At 71.9% G+C, this 21,940-nt stretch carries 20 protein-coding genes and 1 tRNA gene; 14 read left to right on the top strand and 7 right to left on the bottom strand.

The features are described from left to right. Positions 1-194: 194 nt before the first annotated feature. Complete coding sequence (locus VE614_RS23330; protein ID WP_324940497.1) at positions 195-3,035, bottom strand: SUKH-4 family immunity protein; 2,841 nt, start codon at positions 3,033-3,035, stop codon at positions 195-197. 8 nt (positions 3,036-3,043) lie between these two features. Then, the gene (locus tag VE614_RS23325; RefSeq protein WP_324940495.1) at positions 3,044-4,057 is read right to left on the bottom strand and encodes an SMI1/KNR4 family protein; all 1,014 of its coding nucleotides are present in this window, start codon (positions 4,055-4,057) and stop codon (positions 3,044-3,046) included. 419 nt (positions 4,058-4,476) lie between these two features. Between VE614_RS23325 and VE614_RS23320 the strand changes: the two genes are divergently transcribed. Next, entirely contained in the window at positions 4,477-4,992 is a 516-nt protein-coding gene (locus tag VE614_RS23320) for a YwqJ-related putative deaminase (RefSeq protein WP_324940493.1), read from the top strand. A 41-nt stretch (positions 4,993-5,033) separates the two neighbouring features. Next, positions 5,034-5,528 (top strand): SUKH-3 domain-containing protein, encoded by a 495-nt coding sequence (locus VE614_RS23315; protein ID WP_324940491.1) that lies wholly within the window; start codon positions 5,034-5,036, stop codon positions 5,526-5,528. A gap of 4 nt (positions 5,529-5,532) precedes the next feature. On the opposite strand, the gene VE614_RS23310 is transcribed toward VE614_RS23315, so the two are convergent. Continuing rightward, positions 5,533-6,849, bottom strand: coding sequence for a sensor histidine kinase (locus VE614_RS23310; RefSeq protein ID WP_324940488.1), 1,317 nt, complete (start codon positions 6,847-6,849; stop codon positions 5,533-5,535). On the opposite strand from VE614_RS23310, the gene VE614_RS23305 reads away from it, so the two are divergent. The 8 genes from VE614_RS23305 to VE614_RS23270 all read left to right on the top strand — a co-directional run bounded on the left by VE614_RS23305 (position 6,848) and on the right by VE614_RS23270 (position 13,076). Beyond that, complete coding sequence (locus VE614_RS23305) at positions 6,848-7,348, top strand: hypothetical protein (protein WP_324940487.1); 501 nt, start codon at positions 6,848-6,850, stop codon at positions 7,346-7,348. The two genes, VE614_RS23310 and VE614_RS23305, sit on opposite strands and share 2 nt — an antisense overlap. A gap of 14 nt (positions 7,349-7,362) precedes the next feature. Next, positions 7,363-7,438, top strand: a tRNA-Gln gene (locus VE614_RS23300). 122 nt (positions 7,439-7,560) lie between these two features. After that, a complete protein-coding gene (gene glmU, locus VE614_RS23295; protein WP_324940485.1) occupies positions 7,561-9,009 on the top strand; it encodes a bifunctional UDP-N-acetylglucosamine diphosphorylase/glucosamine-1-phosphate N-acetyltransferase GlmU in 1,449 nt (482 codons plus the stop codon). A 139-nt stretch (positions 9,010-9,148) separates the two neighbouring features. Beyond that, a complete protein-coding gene (locus VE614_RS23290) occupies positions 9,149-10,129 on the top strand; it encodes a ribose-phosphate diphosphokinase (RefSeq protein ID WP_324940483.1) in 981 nt (326 codons plus the stop codon). 208 nt (positions 10,130-10,337) lie between these two features. Further along, positions 10,338-10,937 carry a 50S ribosomal protein L25/general stress protein Ctc gene (locus tag VE614_RS23285; RefSeq protein ID WP_324940480.1) on the top strand — a complete coding sequence of 200 codons (600 nt, stop codon included), beginning with the start codon at positions 10,338-10,340 and terminating at the stop codon, positions 10,935-10,937. A gap of 80 nt (positions 10,938-11,017) precedes the next feature. Next, positions 11,018-11,620: an aminoacyl-tRNA hydrolase gene (pth, locus tag VE614_RS23280; protein ID WP_324940477.1), complete on the top strand. Its 603-nt coding sequence runs from the start codon at positions 11,018-11,020 to the stop codon at positions 11,618-11,620. Positions 11,621-11,674: 54 nt separating this feature from the next. Continuing rightward, positions 11,675-12,163: a hypothetical protein gene (locus VE614_RS23275; RefSeq protein WP_324940474.1), complete on the top strand. Its 489-nt coding sequence runs from the start codon at positions 11,675-11,677 to the stop codon at positions 12,161-12,163. A 172-nt stretch (positions 12,164-12,335) separates the two neighbouring features. Continuing rightward, positions 12,336-13,076 (top strand): LPXTG cell wall anchor domain-containing protein, encoded by a 741-nt coding sequence (locus tag VE614_RS23270; RefSeq protein ID WP_324940471.1) that lies wholly within the window; start codon positions 12,336-12,338, stop codon positions 13,074-13,076. A gap of 103 nt (positions 13,077-13,179) precedes the next feature. Here the strand turns inward: VE614_RS23270 and ppc are convergent, their stop codons facing one another. Next, positions 13,180-15,912: a phosphoenolpyruvate carboxylase gene (gene ppc, locus VE614_RS23265; RefSeq protein ID WP_324940468.1), complete on the bottom strand. Its 2,733-nt coding sequence runs from the start codon at positions 15,910-15,912 to the stop codon at positions 13,180-13,182. A gap of 290 nt (positions 15,913-16,202) precedes the next feature. On the opposite strand from ppc, the gene VE614_RS23260 reads away from it, so the two are divergent. Next, positions 16,203-17,216: an acyl-CoA desaturase gene (locus VE614_RS23260; protein ID WP_324940465.1), complete on the top strand. Its 1,014-nt coding sequence runs from the start codon at positions 16,203-16,205 to the stop codon at positions 17,214-17,216. Next, on the top strand, positions 17,213-17,890 hold the full coding sequence (locus VE614_RS23255) for a TetR/AcrR family transcriptional regulator (RefSeq protein ID WP_324940462.1): 678 nt from the start codon (positions 17,213-17,215) through the stop codon (positions 17,888-17,890). Before VE614_RS23260 ends, VE614_RS23255 begins: the two co-directional genes overlap by 4 nt. Here the strand turns inward: VE614_RS23255 and VE614_RS23250 are convergent. Then, a complete protein-coding gene (locus VE614_RS23250) occupies positions 17,887-18,702 on the bottom strand; it encodes a trans-aconitate 2-methyltransferase (protein ID WP_324940459.1) in 816 nt (271 codons plus the stop codon). The two genes, VE614_RS23255 and VE614_RS23250, sit on opposite strands and share 4 nt — an antisense overlap. Before the next feature lie 95 nt (positions 18,703-18,797). On the opposite strand from VE614_RS23250, the gene tamR reads away from it, so the two are divergent. Continuing rightward, the gene (tamR, locus tag VE614_RS23245) at positions 18,798-19,295 is read left to right on the top strand and encodes a MarR family transcriptional regulator TamR (RefSeq protein WP_086171256.1); all 498 of its coding nucleotides are present in this window, start codon (positions 18,798-18,800) and stop codon (positions 19,293-19,295) included. On the opposite strand, the gene VE614_RS23240 is transcribed toward tamR, so the two are convergent. Continuing rightward, positions 19,254-20,033 carry a response regulator transcription factor gene (locus VE614_RS23240; protein ID WP_324940456.1) on the bottom strand — a complete coding sequence of 260 codons (780 nt, stop codon included), beginning with the start codon at positions 20,031-20,033 and terminating at the stop codon, positions 19,254-19,256. The genes tamR and VE614_RS23240 overlap by 42 nt on opposite strands. Positions 20,034-20,290: 257 nt before the next feature. Between VE614_RS23240 and VE614_RS23235 the strand changes: the two genes are divergently transcribed. Further along, positions 20,291-20,788, top strand: coding sequence for a GNAT family N-acetyltransferase (locus tag VE614_RS23235; RefSeq protein ID WP_324940453.1), 498 nt, complete (start codon positions 20,291-20,293; stop codon positions 20,786-20,788). On the opposite strand, the gene galK is transcribed toward VE614_RS23235, so the two are convergent. Continuing rightward, positions 20,785-21,939, bottom strand: coding sequence for a galactokinase (gene galK / locus VE614_RS23230; RefSeq protein WP_324940450.1), 1,155 nt, complete (start codon positions 21,937-21,939; stop codon positions 20,785-20,787). The genes VE614_RS23235 and galK overlap by 4 nt on opposite strands. Position 21,940: the final 1 nt, after the last annotated feature.

The raw sequence follows: 21,940 nt of genomic DNA, 5'->3' as shown, positions 1-21,940 counted from the left end.
ATGTCGTGCTCGTGCACATCTTGATGGATCGACAGGAATCACCCGGAACCCGACACTCCGCGCGGAAGGTGCACACAAAAGGGCCTGGCCCGGTCGGGAACGACCGGGCCAGACCCCTTCTCACACTCCGTCAGGACGGCGCACCGTCAGGACGGCACGTCGTCAGGACGGCACACCGCCACCACGGGCCGACGTCACAGCAACCCGTCCCACATCTGCTCCAGCAGCACCGACCACCAGCTCTCCGGCGAACCGAGCGCCGCCGGGTCGAGCGCGGCCAGCTGGGCCTGGAAATCGACGGTCCAGCGGCCCGCCTGCTCCTGGTTCAGCCCGAACCGCAGCCGCCACATCCGGCCCAGCAGCGCCATGCAGCGCGCGAACTCCGGCAGACCGGTGTTCACGAACTGCGGCGGCACCGGCGCCCCGCCCGGCCCGGCCTCCACCGGGACCGCGACGATGTTCGCCGTGCCGTACTGCACACAGATCGCCTTGCCGAAGTCGCTGCCCATGACGAGGTAGGAACCCGCGTCCGCCGCGGGCTGCACCCCCCGCTCCTGCGCCAGCTCCGCCAGCGTCGGCACCGGACGCCCCGGCTGCGCCTGCGCCCAGAAGAACGGCCCCATGTCGACCGGCAGACCGGCCACCACCAGGGTGTGCGCCACGATCGGCGGCACACCCTGCCGCGACACCGCGGCCTGCTCGAACCGGAAGACGCCCGGCCCGAACGCCGCCGCCAGCTCCTGCGCCACGGCCTCCGGCGGAACCGGCGGAACCGGCTGCACCGGCGGCAGCGGCGCCCGCACCGGAGCGGGACGCGCGGGACCGTCCGCGACCTGGTGCAACTCGCCCTGGTGGGCCAGCAGCTGCCGCATGCCCTGCTGCCGGCTGGCGTGGTCCGTGCCGTACGGCGCGATAGACGTGATCCGCGCCTGCGGCCACTGCTCGCGGATCATCCGCGCGCAGTACGCGCCCGGCAGCTCGCACGACTCCAGTTCCGTGTGCAGCTCCAGCACCTGGTCCGGCGGCACGTTCATCGCCCGCAGCTCGTGGAAGATCTGCCACTCCGGGTGCGGGGTGCCCGGCGCCGAACGCCGGATCAGCTGCTGCTCCGAACCGTCCTGGGCGCGGTAGCGCAGCACGGCCTGGTAGCCCGGACCGACCGTCGGCTGCCCCTGCTGCGGATAGCCGTACGCCGGCGGCTGCGCACCCGGCATGGGCTGACCCGGCACGGGCTGACCCGGAAGCGGCCGGCCCGGCGCGGGAGGCATCGGCTGCGGGGCGCCCGGGGGCATGCCAGGGGCACCCGGGACACCCGGGGCCTGCGGCGGCGGGGGCACGCCCGGAGCGCCGACCGGCGGCGCGGCCAGCATGGTCTCCGCGTGATGCACCGCCCCGGGCGCACCCGGAGCACCGGGAACACCCGGAGGCTGGGGCGGGCCGGGGACACCCGGAGGACCCGGAGGCTGCGGCGCGCCCGGCCCCATCTGCGACGGGTCGGCCAGCATGGTGGCCGCGTGGTGGACACCGCCCGGAGGCGTGCCGCCAGGGGTGTTCGGCGCACCCGGAGGCTGCGGCGCGCCCGGGCCGGCCGGGCCCCCGGGACCGTCAGGGCCGAGGGCGGACACGAGCTGGGTGGGCACGTAGGCACCGCCCGGCGGCGTGCCCGGCGCGGGCGCCGGAGGAGGCGTACTGCCCGGCCGCGCGCCCGGGGTGCCCGGCGCCCCCGGCGGAGGCGGCGGCGTCGCGCCCCCGCCCCGGCCACGACGCGGCGGCGGGGCCGCTTTGCTGGTGGCGGCGTCGGCGATGTCCCCGGGGTCCGACGGCATCGGCTGGGCACCGCCCGCCTGCGGGTAACCGTAGGACGGCGCACCCGGCACGGGCGGCGGCGTACTGCCCGGCGGGGCCGGAGGCGGCGTACTGCCCGGCGGCGCGGGCGGCGGCATGCTCCCCGGCGGCGCGGGCGGCGGCATGCTCCCCGGCGGGGCCGGAGGCGGGGTACTCCCCTGCGGGGCACCCGGGATCGGCGCACCCGGCACCGGCGGTACGGAGGGAGGCGGCGGCGTGCCCGGGGCACCCGGCGCCGCGGGGGCGGCCTGCGCACCCGGCATCCCCGGCGCGCCCGGACCACCGGCGGCACCAGCCGCCGCACCCTGCGCGCCCTGCGAGCCCGGGTCGTTCAGCGCGGGAGCGATCGCCGTGGGAGGGAGCCGGCTGCCCCCCTGGATCAGCGCCGTCTTCGCCTCCGGCACCACCGCCTGCGGGACCTCGTCGTCCACACCGCTCAGCGGCGGCGCGAACACGGTCTCCGGCAGCGGCACCGAACGGTCCTCACCGGCATCCGCGTTGGTGTCGGTCCCGGCCCAGGGAGTGGCCCCCGCGGGCACCCCCGGCGAACCGCTCAACGCGGCACCCGGCACGGCACCCGGCGTGCCACCAGGCACCGCCGCGCCCGGAGCGCCCGGAGCGTCCGCCGCACCCGCCGGAATCCCCGCCTGCGTCTCCGGCAGCGCCGAACCACCGGCCGGAGCCGCCGGCCCCGGCACCGCGTCCTCGGGCCCGTCCGGCCCGGACACCGCATCCCTCGGCTCAGCGCCCAGCGGCTCAGCGTCGCGCGGCTGCGCGTCCCGCTGCGCCCCGCCCCGCGACTCCCGCCGATCCGGAATACCCAGCTTGTCCGCCGCGTCCTGCAACCACTCCGGCGGAGTCAGCAGGAACGACGTCTGATTCAGGTCGACCCGGGCCGCGGGCGCCGGCGCCGGCTCCGGTGCCGCCCCCTCACGGCCGTACTCCTCCTCGTACCGGCGGATCACCTCGCCCACCGGCAGCGACGGCCACAGCGTGGCCTCCCCGCTGTCCCGGGCGATCACCAGCCGCTGCGCGCCACCGTCCGACCGCGGCCCGTCCTCCCGGTCCTCGGCCCACACCACGAAGCCCAGCTCGAACTCCCGCACCCGCACCTCACGATGCTGGTACGACGGCACATCGCCGTTGATCCACTCTTCCGCGCGCTCCTGCGCCTGCGCGAACGTCACCATCGGTCAGCTCACTCCCCGGACACCGGCACGGACCGCGCGAAACCGCCGTCCACCATCAAGTTCGCCACCGTCTCCAGCTCCGGCGGACTGCCCGCCAACCGCGACAGGAACACGTCGAAGTCGTCCCCGCACGGCAGCAGCAGCCGCTCCACGCGCTCGGCGGGCGGCACCGCCGGATCCACGTCCCGCGCGTCGTCGTACGCGCAGAACCACACCGAACCGACCCGCTCGCCCTTCACCTTCACCGCGAGCAGACCGCCCTGCACGAACCCGACCCCCAGATAGTCCTTGGTCAGGTGATCCCGCAGACACTTGTTGACATACACCAGGTCGTTCACCGCGGCCTCGTCCCGCACCGTGAAGAACGGCTGGTCGATCAGCAGCCCCAGCTCCGCGTCCAGCGCGGTACCCACCGGCGCGCACCCGCCCGCCGCCTTCAGGAACGACCGGTAGGCGCCCGGCAGCCGGTAGCCGAGATCCTCCTCGACCCCCTGCACCTGCGCCTCGCTCACCGCCACACCCGACTTCGGCAGCCCGAAATGCGCCGGACGCGTCTCCTGCAACGGCCGCGTGCCCCGCTTGCCCTGGTCCACCGGCGCCGTCGCGATCCCGCCGTGATGCCGCAGCAACGCCTTCACCTCGACCGGCACCAGCTCAAGCCGCCGCGACCCCACCACGTGATGCCAGGTCCAGCCGTGCGGCGTCGCCACCGCCGGGATCGTGTCCCACAACTCGTGCCCGGACGCCGCCAGCGCCGCGTTCGCCGAGACGTAGTCGGTCAGCCGCAGCTCGTCGACACCGAAACCCTCCGGCGGTTCCGCGATCTCCGCCGCCGCCCGCGCGTACGGCGAGAAGTCGGGATAGCCGCGCTCGTCCACCCGCACCCCTCTCGGATGACGGGCCGCCCGGACCGGATCCGGAAAATGCACGACCTGCCCGGCGTAGGCCGCGTTCGGCGGCGCGGCTCCTCCCCCGGCCTGGCGGCCGGGAGGTGCCCCCAGCCCGAGCCCACCTGTCGTCATGGCGGTTGCCCCCTGCGGCACTCTGTACGACACGTAACGACCGACTCCGGCCACTACGCCCCGTATCGACTTCTCTGCTCCGACGGCGCCCCTCGGTCCAGCACGCCGACCGCGCGCGACGCGGTGCCGACAGCCTATGCGGTACCGGGAAACCGGTCACCGGCGCCGGTCACGCCCACCCCACACCACCGGAACGACACCTTCCGCACCCCCGGACCACCACCCCGCCCCCTCGCACACCACCCGCCCGGAACACCGCAGCCCACCCCCCGACGCTGACACACCGTCACCATCACGTCACCACCACGTGACAGCCCACCCCCGACCGTGCGTCTCCACCCCGCCCCAGCTTCCGCAGCAGCCACGGCATTTGGCACTCTGTGTCCGCCGGGGGGATGCACGCGAGGGGAAACACCACCATGAACGCCACACAAACAGGACCGCACACCAGCGCCTCCGGCGACCCCCGCGTCGGCTGGAGCGCCCCCGACGACCGCCCCGCCCCCACCCTGCGCCACCGCCGCGACGGCATACTCCCCACCGTCGCCGCCGCCCTCTCCGTCCGCGGCACCACCCTCACCGGAACCGCCGCCCGCGGCGACCAGCCCCCCGCCCTCCACCCCCTCGTGAAGGACTTCCTCGACACCCTCACCAGCGCCCAGCGCGACCGCTTCACCGGCCGCTGCGCCGAAACCATCCTCATCTCCCGCCACCTCACCACCGCCGACGCCGCCCGCAGCAAGCGCGCCGCCCGCCGGCCCATGACCAACGGCGAAGCCCGCAAAGCCCTCAAACAGGCCAAACTCACCGCCCGCCGCATCCGCGAGGACGGCGACCCCCTACACGGCAGCTTCGCCGCCCCCTGCCGCGCCTGCACCGCCCTCAGCGCCCACTTCGGCGTCCGCGTCGTCGACCCCACCGCCACCGACGACTGACCCCCACAGCCGCCCCACCACCACACGACCGAACAGGGCAGATGCACACCGACCGCACCTCAACCACCCGCTTCTCCGTCCCCGTCGACGCCGCCCTGCGCGCCGCCGGCTGGCAACCCGGCCGCTGGGACATCAAACAAGCGGAGATCTGGGCCGACGCCCTGCGCGAACACACCTCACCCAACGGACACCGGCACGCCGTCTTCCCCGCCGCCGTGGAAGCCTGGGCCGAATTCGGCGGTCTCCACATCAACCCCACCGGCCCCGGCCGCCAGCTCGCCCCCGCCGCCCTCCACCTCGACCCGCTGCACGGCCTCCACCTGGCCCGCACCCTCGGCGACCTCGGCCGCGCGCTCGACACCCAGGTCAGCCCCCTCGGCACCGAAACCGACACCCAGGCCATCCTCGCCATCGACTCCGAAGGCCGCGTCTACGCCCTCGACCACACCGGCGACTGGTACCTCGGCCCCGACATCGACCACGCCCTCACCACCCTCGTGGCAGGCCTGGAACCCGTACGACTGACGGCCGGCTGAGCCCCTACGACGCCGGGATCACCGCCGACACCCGGAAACCCCCCGCATCCGTCGGCCCCGACACGAACACCCCGCCCAGCCCGACGACCCGCTCCTTCATCCCCACCAGCCCGTTACCCCCCGACGGCAACCGGGCCGACGACGCCGACGACGACTCCGACGGGGGCTCGTTCTCCACCTGCATCGCGATCTCCGACGCCCGATGCGCCAACCGCACATACGTCTTCGCCCCGGCCGCATGCTTGTGGACGTTCGTCAGCGCCTCCTGCACCACCCGATACGCCGTCTGCTCCACCTCCGGCGCGTACGCCCGCGCCTCCCCCTCCACCGACAGGTCCACCACCAGCCCCGTCGCCGCCGACTGCCCGATCAACTCGTCCAGCTCCGACAGACAGGGCCCCTCCCCCGACTCGTCCTCCGCCCGCGACGCCGCAGCGGCCGCCGCCGCGCCCACCGCCGCCAGCGGCACCGACGCCCCCGAACGCCGCCCCGCGCCCTCCCCCGAACGCAGCACCCCCAGCATCTCCCGCAACTCGGTCAGCGCCTGCCGCCCCATGTCCCCGACCAGTACGGCATTCTTCACCGCCTTCTCGGGATCCTTCCGCGCCACCGCCTGCAACGCCGCCGCGTGCACCACCATCAGACTCACCCGATGCGCGACCACGTCATGCATCTCCCGAGCGATCCGCGTCCGCTCCTCGCTCCGCGCCCACTCGGCCCGCTCCTCCGCCCGCTCCGCGAGCAACTGAAGCTCCCGCTCCAGCGAATCCGCCCGCTCCCGCAGACTCTCCATCAGCCGCCGCCGCGCCCCCACATACAGCCCCAGCAGCAACGGCGGCGCCGTCACCCCCAGCGACGCGGTGATCGAGATGAACGGGACGAACCAGTCCCCCACACTCAGCTCCACCTCGCCCCGCGCCATGTCCTGCTGCGCCCGCACCAGCGTCACCACCAGCGTCCCCGCCAGCGACATCCCCGCCAGCGCGGCGATGATCCGGCGCGGCAGCTCCGACGCGGCCAGCGTGTACAGGCCGACGACCGTCAGCAGCAGGCCCATCTGCGCCGGCGAGATCGCGATCGACACCAGCACGACGGCGATCGGCCACCTGCGACGCCACAGCAACGTCGAACCGGCCACCACACCGAACGCGACCCCCGCCGCCTCCGGAATCCCCGCGTCCTGCGCGAAGGGATACCCCTCCACCGAACACTCCAGCGCCGACAGCAGCGCGAGGCTCCAGTCGAGCACCGCACCGCGCCGTCTCTCCCACCACCACGGCCCCGACCGGGCCTCCGTGTGTTCGTCCCCCGTCGTGGTCATGCCTCCAGCCTACGGGCGGCGGGGCGGCCTTTTCCGGCGAGTTTCGACGACTGGCCTACACCACACCTCCTCATCGAATACCAACGAAACCCGCGAGTGCGCCGACTTCGAGGGACTGCGCGAACAGGCGGTCGCCCTGCGCCGCCGGCACCCGAACGCCAAGGACGACCTCCGCGAGAGGGCGCGCGAACTGCGCAGGCAAGGGTGGACGTACGACCAGATCCAGCTTGAGCTGGGTTGCTCCAGGAGCTCAGTCATCCACGAGTCCGCGGACGTGGACGCCGCCCAACGCCGCTGGGCGGACATCTCGGACGTCGACTCGTCCGTCTTCCAGGAGGCGACGCTCAAGAAACACAATCCGAAGACCGTCCGGAAGAACACCGGCGACGACTACCACGGCTGCCTGGTCGTCTCGGTGCCGCAGAGCGCTGATCCGTACACCCGCGTCGATGGCTGGTGGGACGGAATCGTGGCCCAGGCGCAGGCACGTCTCCGGTAAGGTCTGAAGCGCTGTCCCCCGTGGTGTAACTGGCAGCACACTAGATTTTGGATCTAGCAGGACAAGGTTCGAATCCTTGCGGGGGAGCCACAGCTCACAAGACCTAGGTTCGGGTCCTGACTGCCACGTCAGGACCCGCTCTCGTCTCCCCCCGAAACGCCCCCGGTATCCTGCGGTTGTCCACACCCCACTCCACAGCCGAAGGGCATCCCGTGAGCGCCATTCGCCCGGCAGCCGTCGTCGTTCTCGCAGCGGGTGAGGGCACCCGTATGAAGTCGGCCACACCCAAGGTCCTGCACGAGCTCTGCGGACGCAGTCTCGTGGGGCATGTGCTGGCCGCGGCCGGTGAATTGAAGCCGGAGCATCTCGTCGTCGTGGTCGGGCACGCCCGCGAGCAGGTCACCGCGCATCTCGCGGAGGTCGCCCCCGGCGTCCGCACCGCCGTGCAGGCGGAGCAGAACGGCACCGGGCACGCCGTCCGGATGGGCCTGGAGGAGCTGGGCGGCGGCGTCGACGGCACGGTCGTGGTGGTGTGCGGGGACACTCCGCTGCTGACCGGCGACACGCTCCGGCAGCTCGCGGACACGCATGCCGCGGACGGCAACGCGGTGACCGTGCTGACCGCGGAGGTCCCGGACGCGACCGGTTACGGCCGGATCATCCGGGACGAGGCGACGGGTGCCGTCACCGCGATCGTCGAGCACAAGGACGCGACCGAGGCGCAGCGGGTGATCCGGGAGATCAACTCCGGGGTGTTCGCGTTCGACGGCCGGCTGCTGGCGGAGGCGCTGGGGAAGGTCCGCACGGACAACAGCCAGGGCGAGGAGTACCTGACGGACGTCCTGGGGATCCTGCGGGAGGCCGGGCACCGGGTGGGTGCGTCGGTGGCGGGTGATCACCGGGAGATCGCGGGGATCAACAACCGGGTGCAGCTGGCGGAGGCGCGGCGGATCCTGAACGACCGGCTGCTGACGCGGGCGATGCTGGCGGGGGTCACGGTGGTGGATCCGGCGTCGACGTGGGTGGATGTCACGGTGACGTTCGGGCAGGACGTGGTGGTGCATCCGGGTACGCAGTTGCAGGGCGCCACGCATCTCGCGGAGGGGTGCGAGGTGGGTCCGAACAGCCGGCTGAGGGACACCAGGGTCGGCGCGGGGGCGCGGGTGGACAACACGGTGGCCGAGGGCGCGACGGTGGGGGCGGAGGCGACGGTGGGTCCGTTCGCGTATCTGCGGCCGGGAACGCGGCTGGGCCGTAAGGGCAAGATCGGGACGTACGTCGAGACGAAGAACGCGTCGATCGGTGAGGGCACGAAGGTGCCGCATCTGTCGTATGTGGGGGACGCGACGATCGGTGAGTACACGAACATCGGTGCGGCGAGCGTGTTCGTGAACTACGACGGTCAGGAGAAGCACCACACGACCGTCGGGTCGCACTGCCGTACCGGTTCGGACAACATGTTTGTGGCTCCTGTCACGATCGGGGACGGTGCCTATACGGCTGCCGGCTCTGTGATCACCAAGGATGTGCCGCCCGGCTCGCTCGCTGTGGCCCGTGGTCAGCAGCGGAATATCGAGGGTTGGGTGGCGCGCAAGCGTCCGGGGAGTGCTGCGGCGAAGGCGGCCGAGGCGGCTTCCCGGGAGCCGGATGGCGAAGGCTGACCGGAAACAGGTGCGTCTGTAACGGCGTACCGTGATAAGTGCACACCCGCACCCCACCAGCTGAGACGACGTTTCTCGCGCCCCAGCTGCAAGACGTCGTGTCAACATCCAGCTGAGACACCTCTGAGGAGAAAGTGCTGTGACCGGGATCAAGACGACCGGCGAGAAGAAGATGATGTTCTTCTCCGGCCGCGCCCACCCCGAGCTTGCCGAGGAGGTCGCCCACCAGCTGGGTGTCGGGGTAGTCCCGACGAAGGCCTTCGACTTCGCGAACGGCGAGATCTACGTCCGCTATCAGGAGTCGGCGCGTGGCGCGGACTGCTTCCTGATCCAGAGCCACACGGCTCCGATCAACAAGTGGATCATGGAGCAGCTGATCATGATCGACGCGCTGAAGCGGGCGTCGGCGCGTTCCATCACGGTGATCGTGCCGTTCTACGGTTACGCGCGGCAGGACAAGAAGCACCGTGGTCGTGAACCGATCTCGGCGCGTCTGATCGCGGATCTGATGAAGACGGCTGGTGCGCACCGGATTCTCACGGTCGACCTGCACACGGATCAGATCCAGGGTTTCTTCGACGGTCCGGTGGACCACCTGTTCGCGCTGCCGCTGCTGGCGGACTACGTGGGCCGGAAGGTGGACCGGGAGAAGCTGACGGTGGTGTCGCCGGACGCGGGCCGGGTGCGGGTCGCGGACCGCTGGTGCGACCGGCTGGGTGCGCCGCTGGCGATCGTGCACAAGCGGCGCGACAAGGACGTGGCGAACCAGGTGACGGTCCACGAGGTCGTGGGTGAGGTCAAGGGCCGGGTGTGTGTCCTGGTCGACGACATGATCGACACGGGTGGGACGATCTGTGCCGCGGCGGACGCGCTGTTCGCGCACGGTGCGGAGGATGTGATCGTGACGGCGACGCACGGCGTGCTGTCGGGTCCGGCGGCGGACCGGCTGAAGAATTCGCGGGTGAGTGAGTTCGTGTTCACGAACACGCTGCCGACGCCGGGTGAGCTGAGCCAGGATCTGGACAAGCTGACGGTGCTGTCGATCGCTCCGACGATCGCGCGGGCGGTGCGTGAGGTGTTCGAGGACGGTTCGGTGACGAGCCTGTTCGACGAGCAGTAGGTCTTCCGCGTCAGGTTCCGGGTCAGGTCTTCCGGGCTCAGCCTGATCGATTTTTCTGCGGCCTCCCTCGCCGAGTACTCTGTTGCAGTTGCTCGGCGAGGGAGGCCGTACGCGTGTGTACGGCGGTCCGTTATCGACGCGCTCTTCGTAGCAGGCCGTTCGTGGCCGGGTGACCCGTCCGTTCCGCTTTCTACGAGGAGTGATCATCATGTCCGAGGTGAAGCTCACCGCCGAGACCCGTACCGAGTTCGGTAAGGGTGCCGCCCGTCGTATCCGCCGTGACAACAAGGTTCCGGGTGTGCTGTACGGCCACGGCTCCGACCCGCTGCACCTGACCTTCCCGGGTCACGACCTGCTGCTGGCGCTGCGTACGCCGAACGTCCTGATCTCGCTGGACATCGACGGCAAGTCGCAGGAGCTGGCGATCCCGAAGTCCGTGCAGCGTGACCCGCTGAAGGGCTTCCTGGAGCACGTCGACCTGCAGCTGGTCCAGCGGGGCGAGCAGGTCACGGTCGAGATCCCGGTCGTCGCCGAGGGCGAGCTGGCCGCGGGTGGCAACCTGCTGGAGCACGTGCTGAACGCGCTGCCGGTCGAGGCCGAGGCCACGCACATCCCGGAGCAGCTGACCGTGTCCGTGGAGGGTCTGGCGGCCGGTGCCTCGATCCAGGCCAAGGACATCGCGCTGCCGAACGGTGTGACCCTGGCCGTCGAGGAGGACACTGTCGTCCTGCAGATCCTGGCCGCGCAGGCCGAGGAGCCGGCGGAGGGTGAGCAGGCCGAGGGCGGCGAAGAGTCCGCCGAAGCCTGATCCTCAGTTCTGTCGTCGTCAGCCGCTGTTTCCCCGGGGTTTTCCGTGGGGGACGGCGGCTGGCGCGTATCCAAGGAGAGATGGACGTGACGACCGATGCGGGTGCGCCCTGGCTGATCGTGGGGCTGGGGAATCCGGGGCCGGAGTACGCGATGAACCGGCACAACGTCGGCTTCATGGTGGTGGATCTGCTGGCGGAGCGGATGGGGGGCAGGTTCAAGCGGGCGGGCAAGGCGCAGGCGCAGGTGGTGGAGGGCCGGATCGGTCCGCCGGGGCCGGCGAACCGGCGCGTGATTCTGGCGAAGCCGATGTCCTTCATGAATCTGTCGGGTGGTCCGGTCAACGCGCTGCGGGATTTCTACAAGGTTCCGGTGGCGCACATCGTGGCGGTGCATGACGAGCTGGACATCGATTACGGGGCGCTGCGGCTGAAGCTGGGCGGCGGTGACAACGGGCACAACGGGCTGAAGTCCATGACGAAGGCGATGGGTTCGGACTATCACCGGGTGCGGTGCGGGATCGGGCGGCCGCCGGGGCGGATGCAGGTGGCGGATTTCGTGCTGAAGGATTTCTCCTCGGCGGAGCGCAAGGAGCTGGACTGGTTCGTGGACCGGGCGGCGGACGCGGTGGAGTGCCTGGTGATCGAGGGGCTGGAGCGGGCGCAGGGCACGTACAACTCGTGACGTATCCCCCGGTGAAGTTGACCTGAGGTGCAGGCATGGCCAAGGATCGCGGCCATGCCTTCTGCGGTCGTCTCCCGTCAGGGTGCCGTCGCCGTGCTGCGCTTCGGCCGGTGCGCGGCGATGAGTGCCGTCACGGCGCTGATCCTGGTCGCCGGGGTGTGGGCCTCGTGGGGGTCCGCCCAGTACGTGATGCTGACCAAGGGGCGGGAGCGCGGGACCGTCGAGCTGGCCGATTGCGGCGGCGGTGTCTGCGTGGGGCCGTACACGCCGTTGTCGCAGGGTTCGCCGCCCCGGGAGCGGGTGGTCGTCGAGGACTCGGCCGCGGTGCGCGAGGGGCGTACGTACACCGTCGTCATGAAGCCGGACGGTGACGAGGCCGTGCGCTCCGGGCCCGCCGGGGTGCTCCACTCCTGGGTGCCGCTGGGCGGGGCGCTGCTGCTGGCGTCGGTGGTGGTGGCGGGTGGTCTGCGCCGGACGCGGGCGGCGTGGGTGCTGGCGGGGTCGGGGGTCGCCCTGATCACCGGGGCGTTCCTGGCCGTCTGACCGCCGATTTTCCGCTCACCCGACACGTGCGGTCCCATTTCGCCGTTCTCCACACCGTGGAGACTCTGTGCGTTGCCTGATCGTGCTTGATCCGTGATCGGAACCTGCCGGAAGCTGAACCGCCCCCTCCACATCTTCCCCGTTCGTCACTCGAAGATGGACTGACTGCTTCATGCGAACCCTCACTCGCGCCGGCGCCGTGTCCGCCGTCGCCGCGGCAGCGCTGCTGCTGTCCCCCGCCGCCCACGCCACCCCGCCGGGTGACAACGGCACCGTCAAGATCCATGACGCGGCCACCGGCGAGGAGCTGCGCAAGAACGAGCCGCACGTCTGCACCTTCTACCTGGACGCGTTCGGCTTCGACGCGGGCCAGCAGGTGGACTGGCACATCGAGTCCTGGGCGCCGACCGCCGGCGTCAAGGGCGAGACGGTGAAGTCCGGCTCCCTGACCCTGGACGGCGAGGGCCACGGCCGCACCGGCGACCTGTCCCTGCCCGACGGCCACTACAAGCTGTTCTGGAATTTCGACGGCGAGAAGGGCGCCGCCAAGCACAAGGTGTTCTGGACGGACTGCGAGGAGGACAAGGGCGGACAGCCCGCTGCGACGCCGTCGGCCACACCGTCGCAGTCCTCCGGTGCCTCGCAGGCGCCGTCGGCCGCACCGAGCGCGTCCGCTCCGGCGGGTGCCGCGGGGAGCGGTTCGGCGGGGGCGTCGGCGAGCGCTCCGGCGGGCGGCGAGGCCGCTCCGGCCGGGTCGTCGTCCCCGTCCGCGCAGGGCGGTGGCGGTGCGCAGGGCGACCTCGCCGAGACCGGCAGCAGCGCCCCCGTCGGCCTGCTGGCGGGCATCGCCGCCGCGCTGGTCGGTGCGGGCGGCTTCCTGCTGACGCGCCGCCGCCGGGCCCGGCAGGGCTGACGTACGGCGTCGGCCGCCGCGTGGAACGAAACGGCGCCCCCGGACTCGCAGTGAGCCCGGGGGCGCCGTCGTGTGCCCGGGAGGTCCTGGACCGGGCCGGGGGTCAGCCGGTGTTGCGCAGGCCCGCGGCCACGCCGTTGACGGTGAGCAGCAGGGCGCGGGCGAGCAGCGGGTCGGGCTGTTCGCCGGCGGCCGCGGCGTCGCGCTGGCGCTTGAGGAGGGCGACCTGGAGGTAGGAGATCGGGTCCAGGTAGGCGTCGCGGATGGTGAAGGTCTGCTTGAGGACGGGCTGGGCGTCGAGGAGTTCGTCCTCGCCGGTGATGCGCAGGACCTCGGCGACGGTCAGCTCGTGTTCGGCCCTGATGGTGTCGAAGACGTGCTTGAGCTCGTCGGGGACGAGGGTGTCGACGTAGTGGCGGGCGATCCTCAGGTCCGTCTTGGCGAGGGTCATCTCGACGTTGGAGACGAAGTTCCGGAAGAAGTGCCACTGCCCGTACATCTCGTCGAGCACGCTGTCCAGGCCTGCCTCGCGCAGCGCCTTCAGGCCGGAGCCGACGCCGAACCAGCCGGGGACGATCTGCCGGGACTGGGTCCAGCCGAACACCCATGGGATGGCGCGCAGGCCGTCGAGTCCGGCGCCGGAGTCGGGGCGGCGGGACGGCCGGGAGCCCAGGTGCAGGTCGGCGAGCTGGTCGACGGGGGTGGAGGCGAAGAAGTACGCGGGCAGGTCGGGGTCCTCGACCAGGCGCCGGTAGGCGCCGTGGGCGGCGTCGGAGACGACGTCCATGGCGGCGTCCCAGCGGGCGAGGGCCTCGTCGGACTGGCGGGGGGCGGTGTGCAGGGCGGAGGCCTGGAGGGTGGCCGCGACGGTCAGCTCCAGGTTCTCCCTGGCCAGGGAGGGGATGAGGTACTTGTCGGAGATGACCTCGCCCTGCTCGGTGACCTTGATCTCGCCCTCCAGGGTGCCCCAGGGCTGGGCGAGGATCGCGTCGTGGGTGGGGCCGCCGCCGCGGCCGACGGTGCCGCCGCGGCCGTGGAAGAGGCGCAGGCGGACGCCGTAGCGGTGGGCGACGTCGCGCAGGCGGCGCTGGGCGCGGTGGATCTCCCACTGGCTGGTGGTGATGCCGCCGAACTTCGAGGAGTCGGAGTAGCCGAGCATGACCTCCTGGACGTCGCCCCGCAGCGCGACCAGGCGCCGGTAGGACGGGTCGGAGAGCATGTCCTCCAGGATGGTGTCGGCGGCCTTCAGCTCGTCGGTGGTCTCCAGCAGCGGCACGATGCCGATCTTGGCCCAGCCGGCGTGCAGGTCGATCAGTCCGGCCTCGCGGGCGAGGACGGCGGCGGCGAAGACGTCGTCGGCGCCCTGGCACATGGAGATGATGTACGACTCGATGACCTCGGGTCCGAAGACCTCCAGGGCCTTCCTGACGGTCTGGAAGACACCGAGGGTCTTCTCGCCGGCCGCGTCGACGGGCGCGGGGCTGGGGGCGAGCGGGCGCCGGGAGCGCAGTTCCTTGGCGAGCAGCTTGGTGCGGTAGTCGCGCGGCATGTCGGCGTACCGCCAGGACTCCTCGCCGAGCCGGTCGAAGAGCTGGCCGAGGGCGTGGTGGTGGGCGTCGGCGTGCTCGCGGACGTCCATGGTGGCGAGCTGGAGGCCGAAGGCGGCCAGGGTGCGGATGGTGCGGTCCATCCGCCCGTCGGCGAACAGGGCACCGCGGTGCTCACGCAGGGAGGTCTGGATGAGCGTCAGGTCCTGGAGCAGCTGGCCGGTGCCGAGGTAGTCGCGGCCGGGCTCGTGCGGGGTGCCCTTGGCGAGGCGCTGCTTGGTGTTCTCCAGCTTCTGCCGGATGCAGGTGGCCTTGAGCCGGTAGGGCTCCTCGGCGTTGAGCCGCTTGTAGCGGGGGCTGATCTCGGGCAGGTTCTCCAGGTCGGTCTGGAGGGAGGTCAGCAGTTCCTCGGTGGCTCCGGCGTAGCGGATGGAGTTGGAGAGGAAGCCGCGCAGCTCGTCGATCATCTCCAGGGCGTCGTTGATGCCGTGTTCGTGCTGGAGGATGAGGACGTCCCAGGTGACCTGGGGGGTGACGTTGGGGTTGCCGTCGCGGTCGCCGCCGATCCAGGTGCCGAAGGTGAGCGGGCGGGTGTCGTCGGGGAGCTTGACGCCGACGCGCTCCAGTTCGGCGGTGAGGTCCTCCAGGACGTCGCCGACGGCGTTCGCGTGCAGCTCGTCCAGGTAGTAGATGGCGTTGCGGGCCTCGTCGGCGGGCTCCGGACGCACCACGCGCAGTTCGTCGGTCTGCCAGACGAGGTCGATGTTCTCGGCGAGCCGGACGTCGTGGCGGCGCCGGTCGGAGTCGAGGACCGGGGTGTCCAGCAGGGCGGCGATGCGGCGGAGCTTGTTGAGGACCGAGCGGCGGGCGGCCTCGGTGGGGTGCGCGGTGAAGACGGGGCGCACGTTGAGGTGGCGGACCGTCTCGCGCAGGTGCTCGGGGTCGGCGTCCTTCAGCCGGTCGGCCGTACGGGAGAGCAAGCCGCCCTCGGCGGCGCGCTTGGCGCGCAGCTCACGGCCGCGGTGCACCTGCTCGGTGACGTTGGCCAGGTGGAAGTAGGTGGAGAAGGCGCGGACCAGCTTGGCCGCGGTCTCCAGTTCCGTGCCGCGCAGCAGCTCGGCGGCGGCCTCGCCGTCCTCGCGGGTGAGGCGGCGTACCTTCTCGACGAGTTCCAGCAGCTCCGGGCCCTCCTGCCGCACCAGGGTCTCACCGAGGAGATCACCCAGTCGGCGGATGTCGGCGCGCAGCGCGCTGCTGTTCGTCGTGGTCTGGTCGTCGGCACTGCTCACAGGTGCGGCTCCTTGCAGTGTTGAAGCTCGTCTGGGAGGGAACCCGGACGGCGTCTCGCTGCGGCGGCTGCCGCATACGGTCCGGACATCCGGGAAGTAAACAGAGCGGACCGCGCTGTCCGACCGACTCCAAGGATAGGTGTCCACACGGATGCGCAGGCTCTCGGGCCCTTGCCGCCCGGCGACGCGCTGCCATACTTACGACGCCGTAGGTTACGGAACCGTAGGTCTTGTCCACGGTTCCGGGCCCCGGCGCCCCGTCACGACCCTCGACCCCACAGGGGACGCCCATGACCCCAAGCTCCGATGTGATCGACAACGCCACGAAGTCGACCTCCGAGACCGCGACGACGCCTTCCGCCACCCTGGGTGGCGAGAAGAAGCGGTCCGTCGAGCAGATCACTCTGCTCCTGTTCATCATCGTCCCGTTCCTCGCGCTGCTCGCGGCCGTGCCGCTGGCGTGGGGCTGGGGGGTGAGCTGGCTGGATCTCGGCCTGCTGGTCTTCTTCTACTACCTCGGCTGTCACGGCATCACGATCGGCTTCCACCGGCACTTCACCCACGGTTCGTTCAAGGCCAAGCGCCCGTTGAAGATCGCGCTGGCGATCGCCGGGTCGATGGCGGTGGAGGGCCCGCTCGTGCGCTGGGTCGCCGACCACCGCAAGCACCACAAGTTCTCCGACGCGGAGGGCGACCCGCACTCCCCGTGGAAGTACGGCGAGACCGTGCCGGCGCTGATCAAGGGCCTGTGGTGGGCTCACATCGGATGGATGTTCGATGAGGAGCAGACCCCGCAGGACAAGTACGCCCCGGACCTGATCAAGGACAAGACGCTGCGGACGATCTCCCGCACGTTCGTGCTGTGGACGGTCGTCTCCCTGGGCCTGCCCCCGCTGATCGGCGGTCTGGTGACGATGTCCTGGTGGGGCGCGTTCACCGCGTTCTTCTGGGGTTCACTCGTGCGGGTGGCGCTCTTGCACCATGTGACGTGGTCGATCAACTCGATCTGCCACGCGGTGGGCAAGCGTCCGTTCAAGTCCCGGGACCGCTCGGGCAACGTGTGGTGGCTGGCGATCCTGTCCTGCGGCGAGTCCTGGCACAACATGCACCACGCGGACCCCACCTCGGCGCGCCACGGCGTGTTGCGCGGCCAGCTCGACTCCTCCGCCCGGCTGATCCGCTGGTTCGAACAGCTCGGCTGGGCGTATGACGTGCGGTGGCCGTCACGCTCGCGTATCGATTCCCGGCGGGACACCGGGGAAGACCGCTCCCGGCGCCGGAAGGAAACCGCCGAGGCGGCATGATTGACGCCGTGGCGACCGACTCCAGCAGTACCTCGAGCAGTGACAAGCCGCGGCGTACGCGCCGTACCCGAATGACCGGTGCGGAGCGTCGCCAGCAGCTGCTGGAGATCGGTCGCACCCTCTTCGCCGCGAAGGGCTTCGAGGGCACGTCGGTGGAGGAGATCGCCGCGAAGGCGGGGGTCTCGAAGCCGGTGGTGTACGAGCACTTCGGTGGCAAGGAGGGGCTGTACGCGGTCGTCGTCGACCGCGAGATGCGACGCCTGCTGGACATGGTGACCGGGTCGCTGACGGCCGGGCACCCCCGCGAACTCCTCGAACAGGCGGCGTTCGCCCTGCTGGACTACATCGAGGAGTACACGGACGGCTTCCGGATCCTCGTCCGCGACTCCCCCATCCCCCAGTCGACGGGCTCCTTCGCCTCGCTGATCTCCGACATCGCCACCCAGGTGGAGGACATCCTCGGCAAGGAGTTCAAGAGCCGCGGTTTCGACCCCAAGCTGGCCCCTCTCTACGCCCAGGCCCTGGTCGGCATGGTCGCCCTGACCGGCCAGTGGTGGCTGGAGGTCCGCCGCCCGAAGAAGGCGGAGGTCGCGGCGCATCTGGTGAACCTGGCGTGGCACGGCCTGGACGGGCTGGAGCCGAAGCCGCGGCTGATCGGGCACCGCAAGAGCTAGCGTCCGCCTGGGCCCTCCTTGCGGGCCACCGCGAAGATCCGGCGGAACGGGAACGGGGTGCCGTGCCCGCTCGCCGGATACGCCTTCCGCAGGGCCTCACGGTAGTCGCGTACGAACTCCTCCCGCGCCCGGGGATCACCGGCGAGCGCCGTGAGGACCGGGCGCAGGGCGGTGCCCTTCACCCAGTCCAGGACCGGGTCCTCGCCGGGCAGCAGGTGGACGTACGTCGTCTCCCAGGCGTCGGTGTCGCAGCCGAGGGCCGTCAGGCGGTTCAGGTACTCCACCGGTGTGCGCACGGCGTTCTCGTGGCGCAGGACTCCGGACAGTCGGTTCCGCCAGCGCGGCGAGTCCGCCAGGTCCCGCAGCAGGCGGTGGCTGGGGGCGTCGAAGTTGCCGGGGATCTGGAAGGCCAGGGTGCCGCCGGGGGCGAGCGCGGCGATCCAGTCGGGGAAGCGGTCGGTGTGCCCGGGGACCCAGTGCAGGGTGGCGTTGCTGATGATCAGATCGTGCGGCTCGGTGGGCGTCCAGGTGCGGACGTCGGCGTGGGCGAAGTCCAGCCGGCCGCCGTCCCCGGTCGGTCCGGCGCAGGCCTTCGCGAGCATCTCGGGCGCGTTGTCGTAGCCGGTGACGCGGGCGGTGGGCCAGCGGCGGGCGAGCAGCGCGGTGACATTGCCGGGGCCGCAGCCGAGGTCGGCGATGCGCGGCGGGTCCCCGGGGAGGTCGGGAACGCGGGCGAGGAGGTCGGTGAAGGGGCGGGCGCGGTGGCCGGCGTGGCGCAGGTACTGGGCCGGGTCCCAGGTCGGGGTGGGCATGCGGGGCCTCCTGTCGTCGACGGTGTCCAGGCTGCCCCCCGCAATCTCTTGACGTCAAGAGACTTCATGTCGACACAACCACTACACTGATCGTCATGGAGGACGAGGTCGATCGGCTGGTCGCAGCGTGGCGCCGGGAGCGCCCTGACCTCGACGTGGAACCGCTCGAGGTGCTCAGCCGGGTGAGCAGGCTCGCCCGGCATCTGGACCGCGCCCGCCGGCTGGCCTTCTCCGAGCACAGCCTGGAGCCCTGGGAGTTCGACGTGCTCACCGCGCTGCGGCGCGCGGGCACGCCCTATCAGCTCTCGCCGGGCCAGCTGCTGACCCAGACCCTGGTCACGTCCGGCACGATGACCAACCGGATCGACCGGCTCGCCAAGAAGGGCCTGGTCGAGCGGCTGCCCGACCCCAGTGACCGACGCGGCGTGCTGGTCCGGCTCACCGCCGAGGGCCGCGACCGCGCCGACCAGGCACTGGCCGGACTGCTGGACCAGGAGCGCGCCATCCTGGCCGAGCTGTCCCGCGCCCAGCGCGGCGAACTCGCCGCCCTGCTACGCCAGCTGACCGCCCCGTTCGACAACATCCCCGGTTAGGTCGGCCGGCCCCACCCCGGCCCGCCGGGCGAGTGCGACGGCGGCCAGCGTGGAGTGCACGCCCAGCTTGCCCAGCACGTTCTGCATATGCGTCCGCACCGTGTGCGGGCTGAGGAACAGCCGCTCGGCGACCGCCTTGCGGCCCAGCCCGGCCACCATGCAGCGCAGCACCTCCCGCTCCCGCGGGGTCAGCGACTCCACCAGCCGCTCGCTCTCGGTGCGGTGCCGGCGGGCGGCGGTCAGCTCGCGCAGCACCCCGGTGAGCAGCGCCGGCGGCAGATGCGTCTCGTCCCGCAGCACCCCGCGGATCACGGTGAGCAGCCGGGACAGCGAGCAGTCCTTGGCGACCCATCCGGAGGCGCCCGCCTGAAGCGCCAGCGCCGCCCGGCGGGGGTCGTCCTTCTCCGCGAGCACCACGATCCGTACCCCGGGCTGCGCCGCGCGCACCCCGGCGACCAGGGAGATCCCGTCGACGACGCCGTCCTCGCCGCTCTCCCGCTGCGGGGGCACGGCCGCCACCGCGGGCCGTATGCCGGGGCCGCCTCCGCCCAGGTCGGCGTCGACGAGCAGCACGTCGAACCGCCGGCCCTCGGCCGCGGCCCGCTCCAGGCAGCGCAGCGCGGCCGGGCCGCTGCCCGCCGCGGACACCTCGACGTCCGGCTCCGCGGCCAGGGCCGCCGCCAGCGACTCGGCGAAGATGCGGTGGTCGTCGACGACCAGGACTCGGATGCGAACCACTGAAACCCCCACTGGTCCGGACAGACCCGGAGAACACAACACCGGCGCGGTACGACGCGCGGGTACGACGCCCTGGGGCTTCGCAACCGCCACCGCACGGCCGCCGCCGTGCCTGACTGCTGCCCCCGCGCCGGGCGCCGTACCCGACTTTGTCTCGCCCCCTGAACAGCACCGGCCCCCACCGGTGCCGATCCTCAGAGTACGGGCGGGGGGCCGCGACGGAAGGTTATTTGCAGAACTGGCGGTCGGGCACGTTTATGGTGAGCCGCATGTTTCGTCTTGAGACAGAAATCGACAAGGCCCGGCGCGATCTTCTCCGTTCACGGCTGGCCGACACCAACGCCGCGGCCTCACCGGTCGTGGCGGCGCTTCGGGGCACGCCGGGGGAGCGCGAAGCCCCGCTGCACGTCTGGGCGTTGGACGCGGAGGGGGAGCTGGCGGGCGGGCTCGTCGGGCACACCTGGGCGACCTGGCTTCAGGTGACGTACCTGTGGGTGGACGAACGCCACCGGGGAGCGGGCCTGGGCGGCCGGCTGCTGGCGGAGGCGGAGCGGATCGCCCGCGACGAACGCGACTGCGGGGCGGCGCGGCTGGAGACCTGGGACTTCCAGGCCCCGGAGTTCTACAAGAAGCAGGGCTACGAGGTGGTGTGCGTGATCCCCGACTATCCGCCGGGGATCACGGAGTACACCCTGGTGAAACGGTTCCGGACGAAGGGGTTCCGGATGAACCCGCTCCGGGCGGGGCGGCGCTAGCCGATCCGTCGCGCCCCCGGCGACGGCACCGCCTCGAACACCCGCGGGGCCGTGAAACCGGCCGCCGCGAAGGCCTCTTCGACCGCCTTGGTGATGGTGTCGACGTCCGCCGCCTCGGCGAGCACGATCGCCGAGCCGCCGAAACCGCCGCCGGTCATCCGGGCGCCGAGCGCACCGGAGGCCAGCGCCGTGTCGACCACCAGGTCCAGCTCCGGGCAGGAGATACGGAAGTCGTCGCGCAGCGAGGCGTGGCCCTCCGTCAGCACCGGGCCGATGGCCCGCGTCTCGCCCGACTCCAGCAGGCCGACCACCCGCTCGACGCGCTCGTCCTCGGTCACCACGTGGCGGACCAGGCGGCGCACCTCCTCGTCGTCGCCGAGCCGTCCCAGTGCCGCGTCCAGCTCCCCGTACGGGATGTCCCGCAGGGCGTCCACGCCGAGCAGGGCCGCGCCCTTCTCGCAGCCCGCGCGGCGCCTGCCGTACTCGCCGGTGCTGTGCGCGTGCTTGACCTGGGTGTCGACGACCAGCAGCCGCATGCCCTCGGCCGCCAGGTCGAAGGGGATCTGCCGCTGCGACAGGTCCCGGGTGTCCAGGAACAGGGCGTGGCCTTCGGTGCAGCAGGCGGCGGCCGTCTGGTCCATGATGCCGACCGGTGCGCCGACGTAGACGTTCTCGGCGCGCTGGCACAGGCGGGCCAGCTGCCAGCCCTTCAGGCCCAGCTCGTACAGGTCGTTCAGGGCGAGCGCGACCACCACCTCCAGGGCCGCCGACGAGGACAGGCCGGCGCCCGCCGGGACGGTGGCGGCGAGGTGGATGTCCGCGCCGGTCACCGCGTGCCCGGCCTGGCGCAGCGCCCAGACCACGCCCGCCGGGTAGGCCGTCCAGTCCTGGTCCGACTCGGGGGCCAGCTCGTCGGCCCGCAGTTCGACGACGCCGCCCTCGACGTCGGCGGAGTGCAGCCGCAGACGGCCGTCGGTGCGCCGCGAGACCGCCGCGAGCGCGGTGTGCGGCAGCGCGAAGGGCATCACGAAGCCGTCGTTGTAGTCGGTGTGCTCACCGATGAGGTTGACGCGGCCGGGAGCCGCCCAGACACCCTCGGGTTCGGCTCCGTACAGCTCGGCGAAGCCGTCCCGCACCTGCTGTGCGCCCACT

Origin of the sequence: Streptomyces sp., assembly GCF_035645055.1 — a bacterium.
GTDB lineage: Bacteria > Actinomycetota > Actinomycetes > Streptomycetales > Streptomycetaceae > Streptomyces.
This window is presented reverse-complemented; position numbering and strand designations above follow the sequence as displayed.